General features: G+C 46.1%; 18 protein-coding genes. All 18 read left to right on the plus strand.

All coding sequences use genetic code 11. The features are described 5' to 3' along the window. Positions 1 to 34: 34 nt before the first annotated feature. Positions 35 to 3,172: a DUF6240 domain-containing protein gene (locus tag NXH67_RS01395; RefSeq protein WP_272796105.1), complete on the plus strand. Its 3,138-nt coding sequence runs from the start codon at positions 35 to 37 to the stop codon at positions 3,170 to 3,172. After that, entirely contained in the window at positions 3,159 to 4,346 is a 1,188-nt protein-coding gene (locus NXH67_RS01400; RefSeq protein ID WP_272796106.1) for a flagellin N-terminal helical domain-containing protein, read from the plus strand. The genes NXH67_RS01395 and NXH67_RS01400 overlap by 14 nt, the downstream gene beginning before the upstream one ends. Positions 4,347 to 4,361: 15 nt before the next feature. Continuing rightward, positions 4,362 to 4,838, plus strand: coding sequence for a flagellar protein FliS (locus NXH67_RS01405; protein WP_022777319.1), 477 nt, complete (start codon positions 4,362 to 4,364; stop codon positions 4,836 to 4,838). 296 nt (positions 4,839 to 5,134) lie between these two features. Further along, entirely contained in the window at positions 5,135 to 5,566 is a 432-nt protein-coding gene (locus NXH67_RS01410) for an A24 family peptidase (protein WP_272796107.1), read from the plus strand. Then, on the plus strand, positions 5,563 to 6,591 hold the full coding sequence (locus NXH67_RS01415) for a hypothetical protein (RefSeq protein WP_272796108.1): 1,029 nt from the start codon (positions 5,563 to 5,565) through the stop codon (positions 6,589 to 6,591). Before NXH67_RS01410 ends, NXH67_RS01415 begins: the two co-directional genes overlap by 4 nt. Beyond that, a complete protein-coding gene (locus NXH67_RS01420) occupies positions 6,575 to 7,822 on the plus strand; it encodes a CpaF family protein (protein WP_272796109.1) in 1,248 nt (415 codons plus the stop codon). The genes NXH67_RS01415 and NXH67_RS01420 overlap by 17 nt, the downstream gene beginning before the upstream one ends. Then, a complete protein-coding gene (locus tag NXH67_RS01425) occupies positions 7,785 to 8,522 on the plus strand; it encodes a type II secretion system F family protein (protein ID WP_272796110.1) in 738 nt (245 codons plus the stop codon). The genes NXH67_RS01420 and NXH67_RS01425 overlap by 38 nt, the downstream gene beginning before the upstream one ends. Positions 8,523 to 8,560: 38 nt before the next feature. After that, positions 8,561 to 10,027, plus strand: coding sequence for a hypothetical protein (locus tag NXH67_RS01430; RefSeq protein WP_272796112.1), 1,467 nt, complete (start codon positions 8,561 to 8,563; stop codon positions 10,025 to 10,027). Positions 10,028 to 10,063: 36 nt separating this feature from the next. Continuing rightward, positions 10,064 to 10,282, plus strand: a complete 219-nt coding sequence (locus NXH67_RS01435; RefSeq protein ID WP_022777313.1) for a Flp1 family type IVb pilin — start codon at positions 10,064 to 10,066, stop codon at positions 10,280 to 10,282. A 19-nt stretch (positions 10,283 to 10,301) separates the two neighbouring features. Then, positions 10,302 to 11,702 (plus strand): DUF5702 domain-containing protein, encoded by a 1,401-nt coding sequence (locus NXH67_RS01440; RefSeq protein ID WP_272796113.1) that lies wholly within the window; start codon positions 10,302 to 10,304, stop codon positions 11,700 to 11,702. Beyond that, positions 11,692 to 12,624: a hypothetical protein gene (locus NXH67_RS01445; protein ID WP_272796114.1), complete on the plus strand. Its 933-nt coding sequence runs from the start codon at positions 11,692 to 11,694 to the stop codon at positions 12,622 to 12,624. Before NXH67_RS01440 ends, NXH67_RS01445 begins: the two co-directional genes overlap by 11 nt. 12 nt (positions 12,625 to 12,636) lie before the next feature. Continuing rightward, positions 12,637 to 13,083 (plus strand): hypothetical protein, encoded by a 447-nt coding sequence (locus NXH67_RS01450; protein WP_272796115.1) that lies wholly within the window; start codon positions 12,637 to 12,639, stop codon positions 13,081 to 13,083. Further along, positions 13,070 to 13,522, plus strand: a complete 453-nt coding sequence (locus NXH67_RS01455; protein ID WP_272796116.1) for a hypothetical protein — start codon at positions 13,070 to 13,072, stop codon at positions 13,520 to 13,522. Before NXH67_RS01450 ends, NXH67_RS01455 begins: the two co-directional genes overlap by 14 nt. Further along, complete coding sequence (locus NXH67_RS01460; RefSeq protein ID WP_272796117.1) at positions 13,519 to 14,937, plus strand: DUF6382 domain-containing protein; 1,419 nt, start codon at positions 13,519 to 13,521, stop codon at positions 14,935 to 14,937. The genes NXH67_RS01455 and NXH67_RS01460 overlap by 4 nt, the downstream gene beginning before the upstream one ends. Before the next feature lie 39 nt (positions 14,938 to 14,976). After that, positions 14,977 to 15,990, plus strand: a complete 1,014-nt coding sequence (locus NXH67_RS01465) for an SCP2 sterol-binding domain-containing protein (RefSeq protein WP_022777307.1) — start codon at positions 14,977 to 14,979, stop codon at positions 15,988 to 15,990. Between the two features lie 21 nt (positions 15,991 to 16,011). Further along, positions 16,012 to 16,644 (plus strand): rhomboid family intramembrane serine protease, encoded by a 633-nt coding sequence (locus tag NXH67_RS01470; RefSeq protein WP_022777306.1) that lies wholly within the window; start codon positions 16,012 to 16,014, stop codon positions 16,642 to 16,644. Further along, the gene (locus NXH67_RS01475) at positions 16,644 to 17,051 is read left to right on the plus strand and encodes an HIT family protein (RefSeq protein WP_022777305.1); all 408 of its coding nucleotides are present in this window, start codon (positions 16,644 to 16,646) and stop codon (positions 17,049 to 17,051) included. Before NXH67_RS01470 ends, NXH67_RS01475 begins: the two co-directional genes overlap by 1 nt. Positions 17,052 to 17,060: 9 nt before the next feature. Continuing rightward, positions 17,061 to 17,903: a fumarate hydratase gene (locus NXH67_RS01480; protein ID WP_022777304.1), complete on the plus strand. Its 843-nt coding sequence runs from the start codon at positions 17,061 to 17,063 to the stop codon at positions 17,901 to 17,903. The last annotated feature ends 154 nt before the right edge of the window (positions 17,904 to 18,057 follow it).

Consider the following 18,057-nt stretch of genomic DNA (forward strand, 5'->3'; position numbering starts at 1 on the left):
TTCTATTGTTTTGCACGTAATTTATGAGGCGAATATGAACATTACTTTTAATACTGTATCCGATCAGAAGGTTTCCCAGAGTTTGAATACATCAGGGATGGATATGGGGAGACCAACTTATTCCAGGATCGGCAGCAATGCCATGGATGGCCTTACCGCTTTTTCTGTGGATCTTGATACCAGCTTATTCGGAAACGAAGCCTATTCAAGAAAAGCAAGATCCCTCGACGATATGAGCCAGATGGCACAGAACACGGATGTTCTGACGCAGCATAACTATATGGCGCTCCTTTCAAATACCATGTCCGCAGAAGACTATGCCAAGGCCTGTGAGGATGGATTTGATCTTAGGAATCTGGACCCTTCGGAAACAGTTACAATTATCGACAAAATAAAGAGTGTGCTCCTTGAATCCGGTGTGGAGATAACAGGTTATAATGATGACCTTAGCCTTGAGAAGCTATCCCGCATCACCGGAAGCGAGTCCTTTGCCGCAGCTATTCAGAAGAGCTTTCATGAGAATGATGTGCCTCTTACCGGAGAGAACGTGAAGGCAGCCAAGGTAGCCTACGATGAGATAAAGAACATGACGGCTCTTGATGACAGTGCTGTCAAATTCATGGTGCTCAACAAGATGCAGCCCACCATTGAGAATCTCTATTTCGCATCCCACAGTACCAATGGTATGGACAGAGTGCAGAGAGGTTTCTACTCCCAGGAGATGGGCGGCTACTACGCACAGAAGGCTGAGGACTTCGACTGGCAGCAGCTTGCGCCCCAGATAGATAAGATTATAGAAGAAGCAGACCTTGATACAGGTAATTTGGAAGTAAGAGACACAGCCAAGTGGATAGTTGAGCAGGGAATCCCCCTTACACCGGAGAACCTTACAGCAGCCACTGAGCTTAAAAGTATAGAATTCCCCATAACTGAGGATAAAGCCGCAGAGGCCATAGCATCAGCTCTTTATGATATGAAAAAGGTCACTGATGCAAACCTGTACAACAGTAAGAGCCTTTATTCCAGGGCTCAGAATCTTGAAAGAGTAACAAGGAATATTAGCGACGATGGCATCAAGAGAGTCATCGCTTACGGAAAAACACTGAACATCAAGAATCTTGATACTGAGACAAGGGCTTTGGCGAGCGGAGCGGCAAACGATATCACAGTGGATGGTCAGGATCCTCGTTTTATCAAGGCAAGACTCCAGCTTGAGGAAGTCCGCATGAAGATGACAGCCAACGCCAACCACCAGCTTCTTTCCAGCGGGTTCTCAATAGATACAGCTCCAATGCAGGATCTCATCGATAAGTTAAAAAGCATCCTTGGCAACGCTGCAGATGAGAGCGCCGGTATAGCGCTTGATGAGATAACAGGCGTAGATACTAAGACTCAGAGCACCGTCCTTAACATGACTATCACAAGAGTAAATGTGATTAAGTCCGGTCCGGTTGATGTTGTCGGTGCCATGGCAGATGAGTTTGGCAGCGCAAGTCTTTCAGAGATAAGTGCTACTTCACACAAGCTCACCCTTTCCTACAGCAAGGCGCAAAAGAGCTATGAAGTACTGGAGACAGAGGTAAGACCGGACCTTGGCGACAGCATCAAAAAGGCCTTTGGAAATATAGATGAGCTTCTAAAGGAAAAGGGAGAGGAGCTAAACGAAGATAACAGACGGGCTGTGAGAATCCTTGGATACAACCAAATGGAGATCACAGAGGAAAATATAGAGAAGGTAAGAAGCTGGGATCAGACGCTCAAGGCAACCCTGGACAGACTCAAACCCGGAGCAGTCCTTGACCTTATAAGAGACGGCAAGAATCCGCTGTCCATGACTTTGGAAGAGCTTGGACAGGCCCTTGATCAGAACCTTGCAGGTGATGAGAATGGAAGAGATAACTCAGGTAAGGACGAGAAATACTCAAGATTTATCTACAAGCTTGAGAAGCAAAAGAATATAACTCGGGAGGAGAAAACCTCTTTTATCGGAATCTACAGACTTTTTGCCACCCTTAAGGCAGGCGATTATCAGGCCATAGGTTCGGTTCTAAGGACCGGAAGAGATATGACTCTGGGCAATCTTTTATCTGCCACAAGAACCCAGGCGGGGGCAAGGCGCGGCATAGATTTTACTGTAGATGATGACTTTGGCGGTCTGGAGGGCGTTTCAAGGGAAGGCGCAAAAAAAATTGATGAACAGATAAGTGAGGCCTTCAGATATTACAGTGCCAAAGCCGATATAGTATATGAGAATCTTGAACCTGAAAAACTATCAAAAGTAAAACCCGATGACAGGACTCTTTTAAACGAGCTTGCTGACAAGCTGGAAGAAGCAGGTGAGGATAAGGAACTAAACAACGAGTTTTACAAGCAGCAGGTCAGAGAAATAAGAGACATAGCTTCATCTAAGGCAGCCGCCGGAGCGGTGGATGAGTTAAATGCGCTTGGGCTAGAGGTTACCTTAAACAACATTGAAGCCATGATCTCCAATAGACGGGACAGACGTGCCGGAAGCATTTGGGATAAGACGGAAGATCTGGGAAGAGACGAGATAGCAAGAGAGCAGGACCTTTTGACACAAGCTCTCGGCGAAGAAAACTATGGAAAGACCTATAGGGATACTCTTTCTTCGATCTCGGACAAACTCTCCGAAGTGCTTGAGGCGCCGGAGAACTCCTACATCGACGTCAAGAGCATAAGGCTCATGCAGAAGCAGCTCACCGTCATGAGTCAGAGCTCCGAAAGAGGCAGCTTTGAAGTACCTGCAATGATAGACGGGCAAAAGATTTCCATGCACATCACAATCAAAAGTGATGACACACAAAAATCACGGATGGAAGCTAGTATTCAGACTTACGAGTACGGACTTATCACCGCAACACTGTATGAAGAGGGCGGAATGATAGCCGGAATGCTGACAACGACTACAAGCCCGGGCAGCGAAGAGACTGAATATTTAGAAACCGTTAGACGTAAAATGTGCGACAAACTGGCAGAGAGTATAAGGGAATTTGGTGTGGGCCAAGATAAAATAGCGATCCTTTACCACGCGCAGATACAGCCTTTGAACAAAGGCGCGGCTTCAGCTAATGCCACGGATGGCAACTCAAAGAATATTACAGAAACCGGAATACTTCTGAAAATGGCAAAGGCTTTTCTTGAAGCTTTATAGAATCGAGGTAAGAATGAAGATTAATTACAACGTATCTGCAATGGTGGCAAATAACGCACTTCAGAGAAACGACACTCTCTTGTCCGAATCTTTGGAGAGATTATCAAGCGGACTTAAGATTGCCAACGCCAAGGACAACCCATCGGGACTTGCGATGTCGAGGCGAATGAACTCCCAGATCGAAGGACTTGGAGTTGCCGGCAATTCCGCCAACGATGCCATCTCCATCGTTCAGGTGGCAGACGGAACACTCTCCGAGATCCATGAGATCCTTCAGAGGATGAATCAGCTGGCGATACAGGCCAGTAACGATACACTGACAACCGGAGACAGAGAGATGATCCAGACGGAGGTAACTCTTCTTAAGGACGAGATCGAGAGAATGGCCGAAACCACACAGTTCAATGGTCAGAGCATTCTGGACGGATCCTTTGACCTTAGAGCCTATGCAACAGTAGAGTCGGTTACAGATTCAAAGATAAAGGTGGTAGGCTATTCGGACGCTATGGATGCCGGCAAGTATACCATCAAAGGCATCGACGTATCCTATGCCCATCTGGTTGGATCCACAGATGTTGATAAAAACGGAATTTTCTTCGAGGACAACAGCGATAGCAGAATTCAGTTAGTCGATGAAAACGGCAACAATTATATGCCGAACGGAATGAAGGCAACAATCGAAGAAGATGTACTCACATTAAGAGACAGCACAGGAAAGAAGATACAGGTTCAGATAGACGAAGCTTTCAGAGGAGATATAGAGATAGAGCTCACCGCAACAGGCTCAATGACAATGCAGATAGGAGCCAACGAGGGACAGACAATTGACATCAGGATCCCTGCGGTTAATCTCACAACCCTTGGCATCTACAACGTAGATATGGCCAATCCCATCGGAGCAAGAGGGGCAATACAGAGCATTAAGGAAGCTATATCCGATATAAGCTCGATACGAAGCAGGCTCGGTGCATACCAGAACAGACTTGAGCATACCACCAGCAGCCTTGATATCACAGTTGAGAATATGACAGCCGCCTATTCAAGAATCATGGATGTGGACATGGCCGAGGAAATGACGGTTTATTCCACACAGCAGGTTCTTTCCCAGGCGGGAACCTCAATGATGGCACAGGCCAACGAAAGACCTTCACAGGTATTGCAGCTACTTCAGTGATAAGGAGATAAGTGTATGACCTCTGAAAAGAAACAGGAATTTACATTGAGAATATCCAATGCCAATAAGACGCAGATGATCACAATCCTATATGAGATTCTGATGTGCTATGCAGACGAGGCCATTGACCTTCTTGGAGCTGGCAAAAAAGATGATGCAGTTGCCGCACTTGATAAGGCTCAGAACTGTCTCGATGAACTTATAAGATCCGTTGATCGAAGATTCGAGCTTGGCAAGAACCTCCACAGAATCTATCTTTTTTCCAAAAAAGAGCTGACAGTGGCAGCAGCAACAGGAAGCATGAACAAGATCTGGAGAGTTGAGAAGAATATCAGGGCTCTTCATGAAGCCTATAAAGAGCTGGAAACCTATGACAATTCAGCACCCATGATGGAAAACATCCAGACTGTATACGCAGGACTTACCTATGGAAGAAGTGCGTTAAACGAGAGTATTGCAGCGGTTTCCATGAACAGAGGCTATGTCTGCTGACAATTCTTAAGAAATCTTAAGATTATTAATTTTCTTTGGTGTTTTTGCAGTTATGCATTAACATATATACGCAATAAAAAAGAGCGAATCCCTATTAAGCGTTTGATGGTGGCGTGGGGATTCGCTTTTTTACTGGTTTTTTGAAGAGTTAGACATGTCCCGAGAGGAATCGAACAAAAATCGAACAAATTATTAATTATGCAAAGCGTAGAATCGGCAAAACCCTATTTACAAAGCAAAAACCATCTGCTAAATTCTATCTCACGAGCTCGAAATATTCCGGAATAAAAATCATTTTGCGAAAGGAGCAGATTTTTATCAGAGCAATTCTATATGCGTTTCTGGCAGGAGCAGTGTTCCAGGATCTGACACGGGACAAGATCTACAACCTATGGATTCTGCCGGGGCTGGCCACAGGACTCATCATGTCGGCAACCAAAGGAGCAGCGTCACTTGGAAATGCATTTCTTGCAGTTCTTATTGCCTTCCTGGTACTGCTTCCGGTATACCTGCTTAAGGGCATAGCTGCCGGAGACGTCAAGCTGATCATGGCAACAGCATCTTTTTTATCATTTCAGGAATTGTATTCCTGTATCTTGTATTCTTTCCTGGTTGCAGGAGCTATATCACTATTGATCATCATTTTTAAGAAGAATAAGCACAAGACAATACATTTCGCCGTGCCCGTAATGGCCGGAGCGATGATTGCTATAGGAGGATTTGTATGAGCAGGCCTAAACTTGCCATCTGCGACTTGGACCCTGTGTATCTGAGGCGCCTTGATGAGTATATCAGAACCCATATTAATTTGAGCATGGATATCCACTCTTTTACAGAGCCGGACATATTCACGGATTTTGCGGAAAAAGAGGATATCAATCTCCTCATAGTATCCGAGAAGAGCTACTACGAGTTGGAAGATAAGCATGCTCTCGGAAGATTTAAGAACATTTTGATCCTGGATGAGGAGAGAATATCCGGCGCTGTCTGCGAGGATAGCGGGACGGGCAAAAACGTGGAGCATGTCAGCAAGTATCAGTCTGCATCTGCAGTGTCACGTGCGGTGGTTGACATGTGCTCGAGAAGCCCTGAGGACTTTAAGGGATTGTGGGCAAGGGCAAAGAACTCAGAGAGCAGATTAATAGGTTTTTACACGCCCCTTTCAAGATGTGGGCAGACCTCTTTTGCAGTCAGAGCAGGTGAGCTTCTTGCAGGGAACCATAAGACGATACTTCTTAGCTTCGAGAGCTGTTCATCCCTGGGCGGACTTATTAACGAGGAGCCGGAGGAGGATATCACGGATCTCATGTACTATGCAGAGTGTGAGAAGGACAAGTTCTGCCTCTACCTGGAGAGGATCAGGCAGACAGCCAACGGCCTCGACTACATACCGCCTGCGAAGACCGCCTTGCAGCTGAGGGACATTTCCTGCGACAGGCTATCTGAGCTTGTGGAGCTTCTTACAAACTCCTGCGGCTACGAATGCATTCTTCTTGATATGAAGGAATACCCTGACGGATTTATGGATATGCTAAGGCTCTGCGATACCGTTTTTACCGTGACCAGACCTCAGAACGCAGATAAATACAGACTGAGGGTCTTTGAAGGAGTACTTGGCAAAAACGGTTATGAGGACGTATCCGCAAGGCTTGTAAAATGCAGGCTTCCGGATATCAGGGACAAAGGAGCCTATGCCTCAGCCATAGAGCAGCTTCTGATAGGTGAGGGACTATCTGATGGACACAAGGCTTGAAGATCTGAAAAAGAGCATTAAGGACAGGGTAATCGCATCCCTTGATTTCTCCAAGGATATCTCGGATGAAGAGATGTACGGGCTTATCGACAAGGAAATGTCGGGGAGCTTCAAGGATCTGATGGTTCCTATAAGTGATAGGAGAAGGGTGCGGGAACTGGTCTTTCACTCCATAAGAAAACTGGATGTCCTGCAGCAGCTGATCGATGATCCTAAGGTCACGGAGATTATGGTCAACGGAACAGACAGCATCTTCATCGAAAAAGAAGGAAGACTGTATAGGTTTAACACCAGATTCGAATCCCGTGAAAAGCTAGAGGATGTGGTGCAGCAGATAGTTGCCTCCTGCAACAGAGTGGTCAACGAATCTTCGCCGATAGTTGATGCCAGGCTTTCAAACGGTGCCAGAGTTAACATTGTTCTGACGCCGGTGGCACTTGGAGGGCCGGTCATTACAATAAGACGATTTCCCGATGAACCTATAACCATGGGGAAGCTTCTTGAACTTGAATCACTTTCGGAGGAGCTTAGGGACTATCTGATGATTCTGGTAAAAGCGGGCTACAACATTTTTATCTCCGGTGGAACCGGCTCCGGTAAGACCACCTTTCTGAATGCGCTCTCGGACTATATTCCCAAGGATTTACGAGTAATAAGCATAGAGGACAACGCCGAGCTTCAGATAAGAGGCGTTCCGAACCTTGTCAGGCTTGAGGCCAGAAACGCCAACGTGGAAGGCTGCAAACCCATTACCATAAGAGACCTGATTAAGTCATCTCTTAGAATGCGCCCCGACTGGCTTATAGTGGGTGAGGTCAGAGGCGGGGAGTGTGTGGACATGCTGCAGGCCATGAATACAGGGCATATGGCGATGTCCACCGGTCATTCCAACAGCGCAGCAGATATGCTCTCAAGACTTGAGACTATGAGTCTCATGGGAATGGCGGAGCTTCCGCTCCCTGCGGTGAGAGGACAGATTGCGGCAGGAATAGACATAATCGTACATTTGGGAAGGCTGAGGGACAAAAGCAGGAAGGTTCTTGAGATAAGAGAGGTTGAGAGCGGCCTGGACCGGGAAGGGAAGATTGTGACCAATACCCTGTTCAGATTTGAAGAAACGGGTACTGACAGTAAAGGGAGGATTAAGGGTGAGTGGAAAAAAGAAGGGAATCTTAAAGCGAGGGAGAAGCTTATTGCGGCAGGTCTTAGACTGCCGTCTGAAGAGGGATGATATCCCGGATGTGATCCGCGGGATCATTATAGCGATACTGTTCGGAAGGCTCTTTTACGATTCCTGGACTGCAGTTATCTTTGTATCGCCGGTTATTCTGATATGGGTTTTTCTGCAGAGAAAAAGGCGAAAGGAAAGGGACATCAGGCTTGTGGGAATACAGTTCAAGGATGCTATGCAATCGGTGGCGACAGCCATGAAGGCAGGATATTCCGTCGAAAATGCCTTCTTGGAGGCAGGAAAAGACATGGAACTACTCTATGGCAAAAAGAGTCTTATCTGTATGTATTTGCAAAAAATCTATAAGGGAATTAAGAACAACATTCCAATAGAAAAGCTTCTGTATTCCTTTGGAGAGGAGTCCGGAAATACTGACATTCAGGACTTTGCTCAGGTTTTTGCCGTAGCCAAAAGAAACGGCGGGGATATGACAAGGACTATAGAAAGGACAATTGGAATAATCGCCTCCAAGGTTGAAGTTGAGAAAGAAATCGAGGTTCTCATAAGTGCCAAGAGAATGGAGGCCAGGATCATGAATATCGTGCCCTTCTTCATAATCATCTATGTGAGCATTACCAGCAGGGACTTCTTTACTCCGCTGTATCACAATCTTTTCGGAATCATGGCAATGTCTGTGTGCATGGTCATTTACGTGGCCGCATATCTTATGTCAGAGAATATCGTGAACATCAAAGCCTAAAATATCTGGCGATTCAATGTAAAAAAGGAAAGCTAAAAATGATCATTTTTTTATATGGAGCGGTGCCTCTTATATTCCTTGCCCTCTATCTGATGGCGAGAAAGCTTCCTTTGCCTGAGGGCATGGAAGAAACGGGAATCAGCCGCGAACTTCTGAAAATAGCATTGCTGTTTTACGGGAGACTAAGAAAAAACAAGGGCTTATTGTTTCTCATGCCGGAGGCGGTAAGAACTAACTTAAAGCAGCTTAATAACCCCGGGGATTTTGAAAATCTCCAGACTCAGTACTACATCCGTAAGATCAGCCTTGTGATAGTTCTTCTGAATGTGGGGTGCATCCTGGCAATGCTGATGCATCTGAATATTCTTTTTTCCTCGCATATCAATGAGGATGGGCAGCTGATCAGAAGAAGCTACGGGGAAGGTGCTTATGATGCGGAGCTTATCGCAGAAAGCCCTGACGGAGAGGTGATCGGAGAATTTAATCTTCCTGTTGAGGAGCGAAGATATACAGAAGCGGAGACTAAGAGGCTATTTGAAGATGCCTGCGAAGCGCTTCCGGAGGCAATTCTCGGCAGTAATACATCCCTGGATGACGTCACGGAAGATCTTGATCTCATAGAGGAGCTTGAGGGTTATCCATTCGACATAGCCTGGACCGTAAGTGACTATGAAGTCATGCACTACGACGGAAGTCTTGTCAAAGAGGCAATCCCGCAGGAGGGCAGAGTTGTGATGCTGACCGCCGACTACAGCTATGGGGATGTCATCTACCGGCAGGTACTTTATGCAAATGTCAGACCAAGGATACTTACCCCCTACGAAATGCTGATCAAGTCCATTGATGAGAAACTTAGGGACGCAGAAGAGGAGTCCCCCTATGAAGAGAGCATAACTCTTCCGGGCAAATACCAGGATACCGAGATTGTGTGGAAGGAAAAAACTGAGGATAACAGCCTGATTCTTCTGGTTCTGATGCTTGTTTTATCAGTATTTTCATACATAGCAAAGGACAGGGAACTGGCGAAAAGTGTTCAGGACAGGTCTAAAGCTCTTTTATCCGAATATCCGCAGTTTGTCTCCAAGATAGTTCTGTATCTTGGCGCCGGAATGACAATGCGAGGCGTCTTTGAATTGCAGGCAAGAACTTATCAGAAAAAGCGAAGGGCCAGAGCGCCCAAGAGCTATCTCTATGAGGAAATACTAAGGTCCGTAAGAGAGCTTGCAGGAGGACTTCCCGAGGCAAAAGTTTACGAAAGACTGGGCCAAAGATGCGGAAGTCAGCAGTATTCAAGGCTATGCACACTTCTTTCGCAGAATCTTAAAAAAGGAAACAACGAGCTATTATCAATTCTTAGAAACGAGGCTGACAAAGCCTTCTCGGACAGATTGGATCTGGTCAGAAAAGAAGGCGAGGAAGCAGGAACCAAGTTACTGATGCCCATGGTGCTGATGCTTCTTATCGTGATGGTGATCATCATGATCCCGGCGTACATGGCATTTTAATAAATTAGCGCAGCAAGCGCACAAGGAGGAAAAATTATGAACGAACTTATTTTAAGAACAAGAGCATTTGGGGCGGGAGCCTTAAGGAGAATGAAGGATTTCTGGGAGGATGAGGACGGAATGGGAACCGTTGAGGTAATCCTTATCATCGTGGTACTCATCGGACTTGTAATCGTATTCAAAAAGGAGATCTCCGGAATTGTTGAAAGCGTCTTTAAAACAATCAAAGCAGACACCAAAGTCATCACCGGCTGATGGGTACCTGACTGTATTTTTGTCGCTGACCATAATGATAATCCTGTCACTTATTCTGGCTCTCTATCAGGGAGCCAGGGTAGGGGCTGTGAAGATGAAGACGGAATGCGTGGCGGACACCTCCATGAATTCCTGCCTGGCGGAATACAGTAGGGCTCTGTATGAGCAGTATGGCCTTTTGATGGTGGATATGGCCTACGGAACAGGCACCGGATCGGTTCAGAATCTTGAGGAACATCTAAGGTTCTATGCAGATAAAAACTTTGAGAGAACTACCTGGGGCAAGGTTACGGGAGCGGATACAATGCTTGGCATGAATTGTAAGGAAGCCAAAGTGACCGGTTTTTCCCTTGCCAGTGACAACAACGGAGCAGTGCTTAACAGGCAGATACTGGCCTATATGGAATCAGAGCCCGTGGAGGGGCTGCTCTCGGATGTACTAAAAAACATGGGAGAACTGACAGGACACGGACTTGATTCAACTGATGTCGAAGCAATGGCAGCAGCTAACCAGGCCGAGCTGGATAAAGTTATCCCACCGGTCATTATCAACGACAAAGGCGAGGAGGAAGAGATACCCATAGGTAACCCTGCGGATGCTGTCAATTCTCAGAAGAGTCTCGGCCCCTTAGCTCTTGCGATTCCGGATAAGAACAAGATCTCAACGGCAGCAGTTAATCTTTCTTCCTATGCATCCCACAGAGGGCTGGGCCATGGCACCGGCCTGGATGAAAGTGCTCCTAATGCTGCTAAGAAGCTTCTTCTTGAGCAGTATTACTACGAAAAATGCAGCCGCTACGGGGCAGAGCTCGAGAAGTCCCTTCTTAAATATCAGCTGGAGTACATGATCTACGGCAAAGAAAGCGACTATGAGAATCTTAAGAGCATGGCCTACACACTTCTTTTCTGGCGAGAGGCCTCCAATATGCTGTATCTTTTCACCAATCAGGCCAAGGTGGGACAGGCTGAGCTTCTTGCGGACACTCTTGCCATTCTTTTATACATGCCGGATCTTCGGGAAACCCTCAAATACTCAATACTCTTTGCCTGGACCTTCGCGGAGTCCATATCGGACCTTAACATTCTGTTCAGCGGGGGGAGAGTACCTCTTTTAAAAAGCGACAAGACCTGGAGGCTTAGTATCGTGGATATGCTTCTGTTCAGAAACTTTCTAAACGGGGGCGATCTGGGAGAGGGGCTGTATTACCGGGATTATTTAAGAATCAAATTGTTTATGACAGATTCCGGAGAGAAAACAAAAAGGCTCATGGACATAATTGAGATGGATGTCAGGAAAACCGCCGGCAATTCAGCATTCAGAATAGATCACTGCGTAGACATATTCAGAGCGGAGATCACTGTGGGAACGAAATACGGCTATGAGGCAAAGGTGGACAAAATATACGGATATGAAGAATAAGAGAAATATATGTAAGGCTTTGGCAGTGACGGAGGCAGCTAAGGGCACTTCCGACAAAGACAAAAAAATAATGAATGAAAGAGCGCATTTCCGGACGATCGAGTATATAAAGGGAGTGTTCTTATCTGCATCCATCACCCTGGAAGCCTCGATAGTACTGCCTTTATTCATATTCTTTTTTGTGAATATAATGACTGCCTTTAACATAATCAAGGTGCAGTCGGACCTGGAGGCCGCTCTTCATCAGACAGGGAGCGATATTGCGGCAATAGCCTATGACCTTAATGCAGGCAAAAATCTGCTTAACATCGACGGTGAAACCGGTGCTTCTGATGTGATCGCCTCAGGGGGATACACGCTTTATGCCGCCCACAGAGTCAGACAGTATCTGGGAGACAGTGTGAATAAGAGCTGTGTGACAGACAAAGCTGCGGGACTTAGTTTTTTATCCTCAAGAATTATGTCGGGCAATGATTATGTGGATATAGTCGTTGATTACAAGGTCCATCCCCTGATTCCGGTAATTGGATTCAAGGAATTCAAGGTGCAGTCGAGATACTTTGGACATGCCTGGACCGGTTACGATATCTCCGGAGGAACTCCTTCCGCCAAGGTGGGAGATGAGATGGTGTTTGTAACCGAACATGGCACTGTGTATCACAGAGATGCCGGCTGCAGTCACCTTAAGATAGATGTAAAGAGCATTCCCTATAACAGCCTGTCCTCAGCAAGAAATAAAGACGGCTCCATTTATTACCCCTGCGAATACTGTGGTAGCAATGTGGGTGGTGGCAATGTGTTCGTTACGGATTACGGAAACAGATATCACAGCAGCGTTAGCTGCCAGGGATTAAAAAGAAAAATATACACGATTCCCATCTCGGAAGTAGGCGGCAGAAGCCCCTGCAGCACCTGTGGGTGACAGGAGGAAAATATGATCTTTGTTGATGCTTTTTTAAAAACTGCGCTGATTGCAACACTGGTTCTTGCTGCACTTGGCGACATAAGGAAAAAAGAAGTCACTGCTATGATGATAATAATGTGCGGCATCATAGCGGCTGCCGATGCCGGAGTAATGCTGCTTATGCACTCTGCTACGCTTTCATACATCGCTCTGTCGCTGATTCCGGGAATTGTGATGCTGCTGATTTCCAGGGTGACCGGGCAGGGACTTGGCTATGGGGACGGACTGATCGCCCTTTGTGCAGCACCTGCCCTGGGAATTCAGAAGACTGCCTTCGGACTTATACTGGCGGTCTTCCTGGCAGGAATATTATCTCTGTTTCTTTTGGTGTTCGGAAAGGCCAAGGGTAAGACAAGGCTTCCTTTTATTCCCTTCATGGCAGTTGGAATGGGGGTGATGGTGCTTGCGAAGATATAAGGCATATATGACATTGGAAGCTTCTCTGATAATCCCCATGGTTATCTGCGTTATTGTGATGCTGATATGGGGAAGCTATTACATGTACAACAGAGCTATATTAAGTCAGGACTGCTATGTTCTCGCCTTCAGAGCCAGTGTCAGAGCAGATGCAAAGAAAAAGATGGCGCCCTCTGAGTATGTTTCCAAGAGCTCAGCCGAACAGGCGGGTGCCAAATATTTTGGTGCTACAAAGCCCACTTTTTCCGCAGCCCAATCCGGCAAAGAGGTGAAAGTAACCGGCGAAACCGGGATACGTACAAATGCCATGGGCAAGTATTTTCTCAAGATTGGAACCGGCTGGGAGCTTAAGGCTACCCTGAAGGCCAAAATAAGAAACGACCCCAAACATGTAAGGAGAGTCAAAAGACTTATGGATATAGGAGGCAAATTGCCATGAATTACAAGTATTACCGAGACCTTAAGCACAATTATCTGGTGGTAAAAAATGAAGAACAGAGCCTTAGGGAAAACGAATATCAGATGAAGATTCTTGAAAGCGGAAGGCTGTCGGGACTTCTTCCCTGTGATGTAAGGAACGTAAACGGAGAGCAGTACCTTTATTATGATATGGGTTCAATGCAGAGCCTCCGTGACAGATATACCTCAAGGGGAATGAATCGAGCCCAGCAGCTGCAGCTTTTTTCAGATATGAAGGAAATGCTGGAGGGGCTGTCGGAATATCTGCTGGGAGAAGAGGGAGTGGTCTTTGATATCGACAGTATTTTTGTGGATATGTCGACTTCAAGGCACAGCTTCATGTTTTGTCCGGTCGCAGCGAAAGAATCCGGCTTCGAGACTTTTGCTGAACAGCTTCTTGATCTGACAAGTTCCGAGGATGACGAAGCTGCAACAGCCATATATGAGCTGTGCGAATACGCATCAGGGCGAGGCGTAATGACGATGGAGGGAATCGAGAAACTATTGAAGAATAGTGAGAAAACTACTGCAGCGACTCCGACACCTGCATCTGTGAGCATCCGGGACCCCGAACCGTTTTTGTATGAGGGTGACAGAGAAGCCATGGAGGATGAGGAGGATGAAGATCAGGAGGAAGAAAGCAGAGGCTTTTTTGCAATAAGAAAGCATGACAACTTAGGGCTTAAGAGAGCCGATAAGAGGCTTGCAGCCAAAGTTCAGCTGCTGTTTGCAATTCTTTTTACAGCTATCCTTGCCGCCATGGTGTATATCAGGATGAACTTCGTTCTTACACAGCAGGAAAACTACATGTCAATGGGCGTGATGGCAGTGTCTGTTATATGCGGCGCGATGTGTCTTGTTAGGGGCCTGCGTGGAATTAAAGGAAAAATAGAACCGACCTCGGCAATGGGCAGAGCCCAAGAAATGATTTCGGAAGAATTGGAAGAACCTGAAGAAGACGAGTACGACTACGATTATGAGGAGCCTGTCACACCGGGTTTTTATAAAACTCCGCTTAAAATAACGGCGGCAGGCAATAGCGAAGATTGCTCAGACAATAGGACAATCGTGCTTGATATGGACAATGAACCGAAAGGAGAGCTAAGTCTCTACAGCAGGAACCTGGATAAGACTGTAAGAATAGCGCTGGATAGACTGCCTCTGACCATAGGCAAGATGGAGGGCTGCGTCGACAAAGTAATCAAGGATATTAGCGTATCCAGGATACATTGCAGGATAGTTCGGGACGAGGACAGCGGGCGCCTTGCGCTCATCGATCTTAACTCCACCAACGGAACCTTCAAGAACGGTCTTCGCCTTCAACCCAGGGAAAAGAACTATATAGATGAGGGGGACGAGGTGCGAATAGGCAGAATTTGCTTCGACTGCAGGTAAATTATGATATAATAGCCTTAGTTAGTTGGAGGGAAGTTCATGAAGATCAATATCTATTATGGCGGCAGGGGAATCATAGATGATCCCACGCTTCAAGTAATCTCACAGATAACCACCGTTTTACAGGAACTGAATGTTAAGGTACAGCAGTACAATCTTTACGAGCAGAGGAACGGCATAACTGCGCTTCCCGGAACTCTCAAGGATGCAGACGGAATCATTCTTGCATCAACTGTTGAGTGGTTTGGTGTCGGAGGCTATATGATGCAGTTTCTTGATTCCTGCTGGCTATATGGCGACAAGAACAGGATCAGGGAAATATACATGGCTCCGGTTGTTATGAGTACTACTCACGGCGAGCGCGAAGGAATGATGAGCCTCACCGCAGCCTGGGAGATGCTTGGAGGACTTACCTGCGACGGTATCTGCGGCTACATAGCTGACACAACCAAGCTTGAGACCAGCAATGAATATATCAAGATCATTGAGAAGAAGACAGAGAATATCTATAGGACAATTAATCAGAAGATGGCTGTTTTCCCTACCAGCAATCAGGTTGTTATCAACAAGGTTGCCGTTGCAAAGGGCATTGATCTTACACCTCAGGAGTCGGAGCAGCTCTCAGAATATGCTTCCGACGATAAATATGTCAAAAAACAGAAGGAAGATCTTCAGGAACTGGCCAGCATCTTCAGAGACAAGATGGGTCAGGAGGATGCAAGCACCGGCAGCATTGATGAATATATCAAAAAGCTTGACAGAACCTTTACTCCTGTATCGGGAATCCGCTCCAGATACAAGGTTCTTTTCCAGGATAATCCTAAGCTTGGTCCACTTATCATCGATGTTGATAACGCCAAGTGCGATTGCAGACAAGGTGATGATGATGTCTGTGACGTTATAATCACAACAGATCAGAAGGTGTTTGAAGATATCCTGGAGGGACGACTTACCTTCCAGAGAGCCTTTATGGCCGGCAATATCAAGATGAAAGGCGACTTTAAGCTTTTGAGGAGCATGGATCAGCTCTTTGATCTCATGCAGACAGACTAAAGCCTGAAGGGATATTGACGTATGAATAACAGAGGTTCTGACATTTTCACCAACCTTATCGGAAATGCATTTGTTACACTTTTTCTGGTGGGGCTAAACGTCCTTGTATTTCTCTTTGGAATCATAATCGGAGAGGAAGTCATCTATAACAAAGGAGCTATGGTCACTTACAAGGTCCTTATGGACGGTGAGTTCTATCGTATCTTTACCGCAATATTTATCCACGCAGGTATTGAGCATCTGGTTAATAATATGCTGATGCTGATCTCCGTGGGAGCTATAGTTGAGCAGTACACAGGGCATGGATTCTACATTATTATGTATCTGATATCCGGTATTGCCGGCAATCTCTTGTCCATGGCATATGAGATCCGTCACAATCTGAACTGGGTTTCTGTGGGCGCCAGCGGTGCTATCATGGGCGTTGTGGGATTCCTGGTAATCTGGCTCGTTGTAAACAGGCGCATGTTTAAAAAGAACAAAAACCTTATCATCAGACTGGGACTGTTGGGACTGTTTATAGTCCAGGCCTGCTTTTTCCAGGCAGGGGCCAATACCCAGGCTCATCTTGGAGGTCTTTTGACAGGCGTTGTTCTTGGAATCATTAATATAGTACTTTTCAAAAACAGAAAGAATATGGAGGGAATTGCATAATGGACGGCTGTATTTTTTGTAAGATAGCAAGCGGAGAGATTCCGTCAAACACAATATATGAGGATGACGATTTCAGGGTTATTCTTGATCTGGGACCTGCCACCAAGGGACATGCTCTTGTGCTTCCCAAGGCTCATTACGCAGATCTTTTTGAGATACCCGAGGAGACCCTTGCAGGAGCTGCTGCAGTTGGCAAGAAGGTTGCCGCAACTATGAAGAAGACCCTTGGCTGCGATGGCCTTAATCTTGTGCAGAACAATGGAGAGGCAGCAGGACAGACAGTTATGCACTTCCATCTTCATGTTATTCCCAGATACAAGAATGACGGGCAGCATATCCTTTGGAAGCCCACATCTCCTACACCCGAGGAGCTTGTTGCAATCAGGGATGAAATATTGAAAGGCTGATAACACAAAATGCGAGAAGTAGATGTTAAGGATATAACTCAGGCAGTCAGAGATATGTGCATAGATGCCAATTATGAGCTTTCTTCAGATATGAAGAAGGCTCTTTGTGATGCACAGGGCAAAGAAGAATCAGACCTTGGCAAAAAGATCTTTTCCCAGCTTCAGGAGAATCTGAAAATTGCTGAAGAAGACAAGATCCCGATTTGCCAGGATACAGGTATGGCGGTTTTCTTCATTAAGATAGGACAGGATGTTCATTTTGTCGGAGGCAATCTTACCGACGCTGTCAATGAAGGCGTAAGACAGGGATATACGCAAGGGTATCTTCGAAAATCCGTTGTTGGGGATCCGCTTATCAGGAAGAATACCGGAGACAATACCCCTGCGGTCGTGCACTATGACATCGTACCCGGGGACAAAGTGCAGATTACCTGTGCACCCAAGGGCTTTGGAAGCGAGAATATGAGTAGAGTGTTCATGCTCAAACCCGCCGACGGCGAAGAGGGTGTCAAGGATGCCATAGTACAAGCTGTAAAGGATGCCGGACCTAATGCCTGCCCGCCTATGGTTGTTGGCGTTGGAGTTGGCGGCACCTTTGAGAAGTGCGCCGAGATGGCCAAAGAGGCCCTGACCAGACCTGTAGGACACCACTCTGATATAGAATATGTTAAGAATATGGAAGAGGAAGTGTTATCTCGAATTAACAAGCTTGGAATAGGTCCTGCCGGACTTGGCGGACGTATCACCGCTCTTGCTGTTAATATCAATACCTATGCCACTCATATTGCAGGACTTCCTGTTGCGATTAATATCTGTTGTCATGTAAACAGGCATGTGACCAGAGTTATCTGATCTACTACATTACATATTATGATATAGGTGCCAAAAGTCATAAATGCGTACATGCTGGCATGTTAAGCATTTTGACTTTATGGCCCAAACAAATATGAGGAATTAGCAATTTACGCAGTAAATTAGCGGTTTCCGAATATTTGTAGAATTGCGA

The sequence above is a fragment of the Butyrivibrio sp. DSM 10294 genome, assembly GCF_028539135.1.
Lineage (GTDB): Bacteria > Bacillota > Clostridia > Lachnospirales > Lachnospiraceae > Butyrivibrio.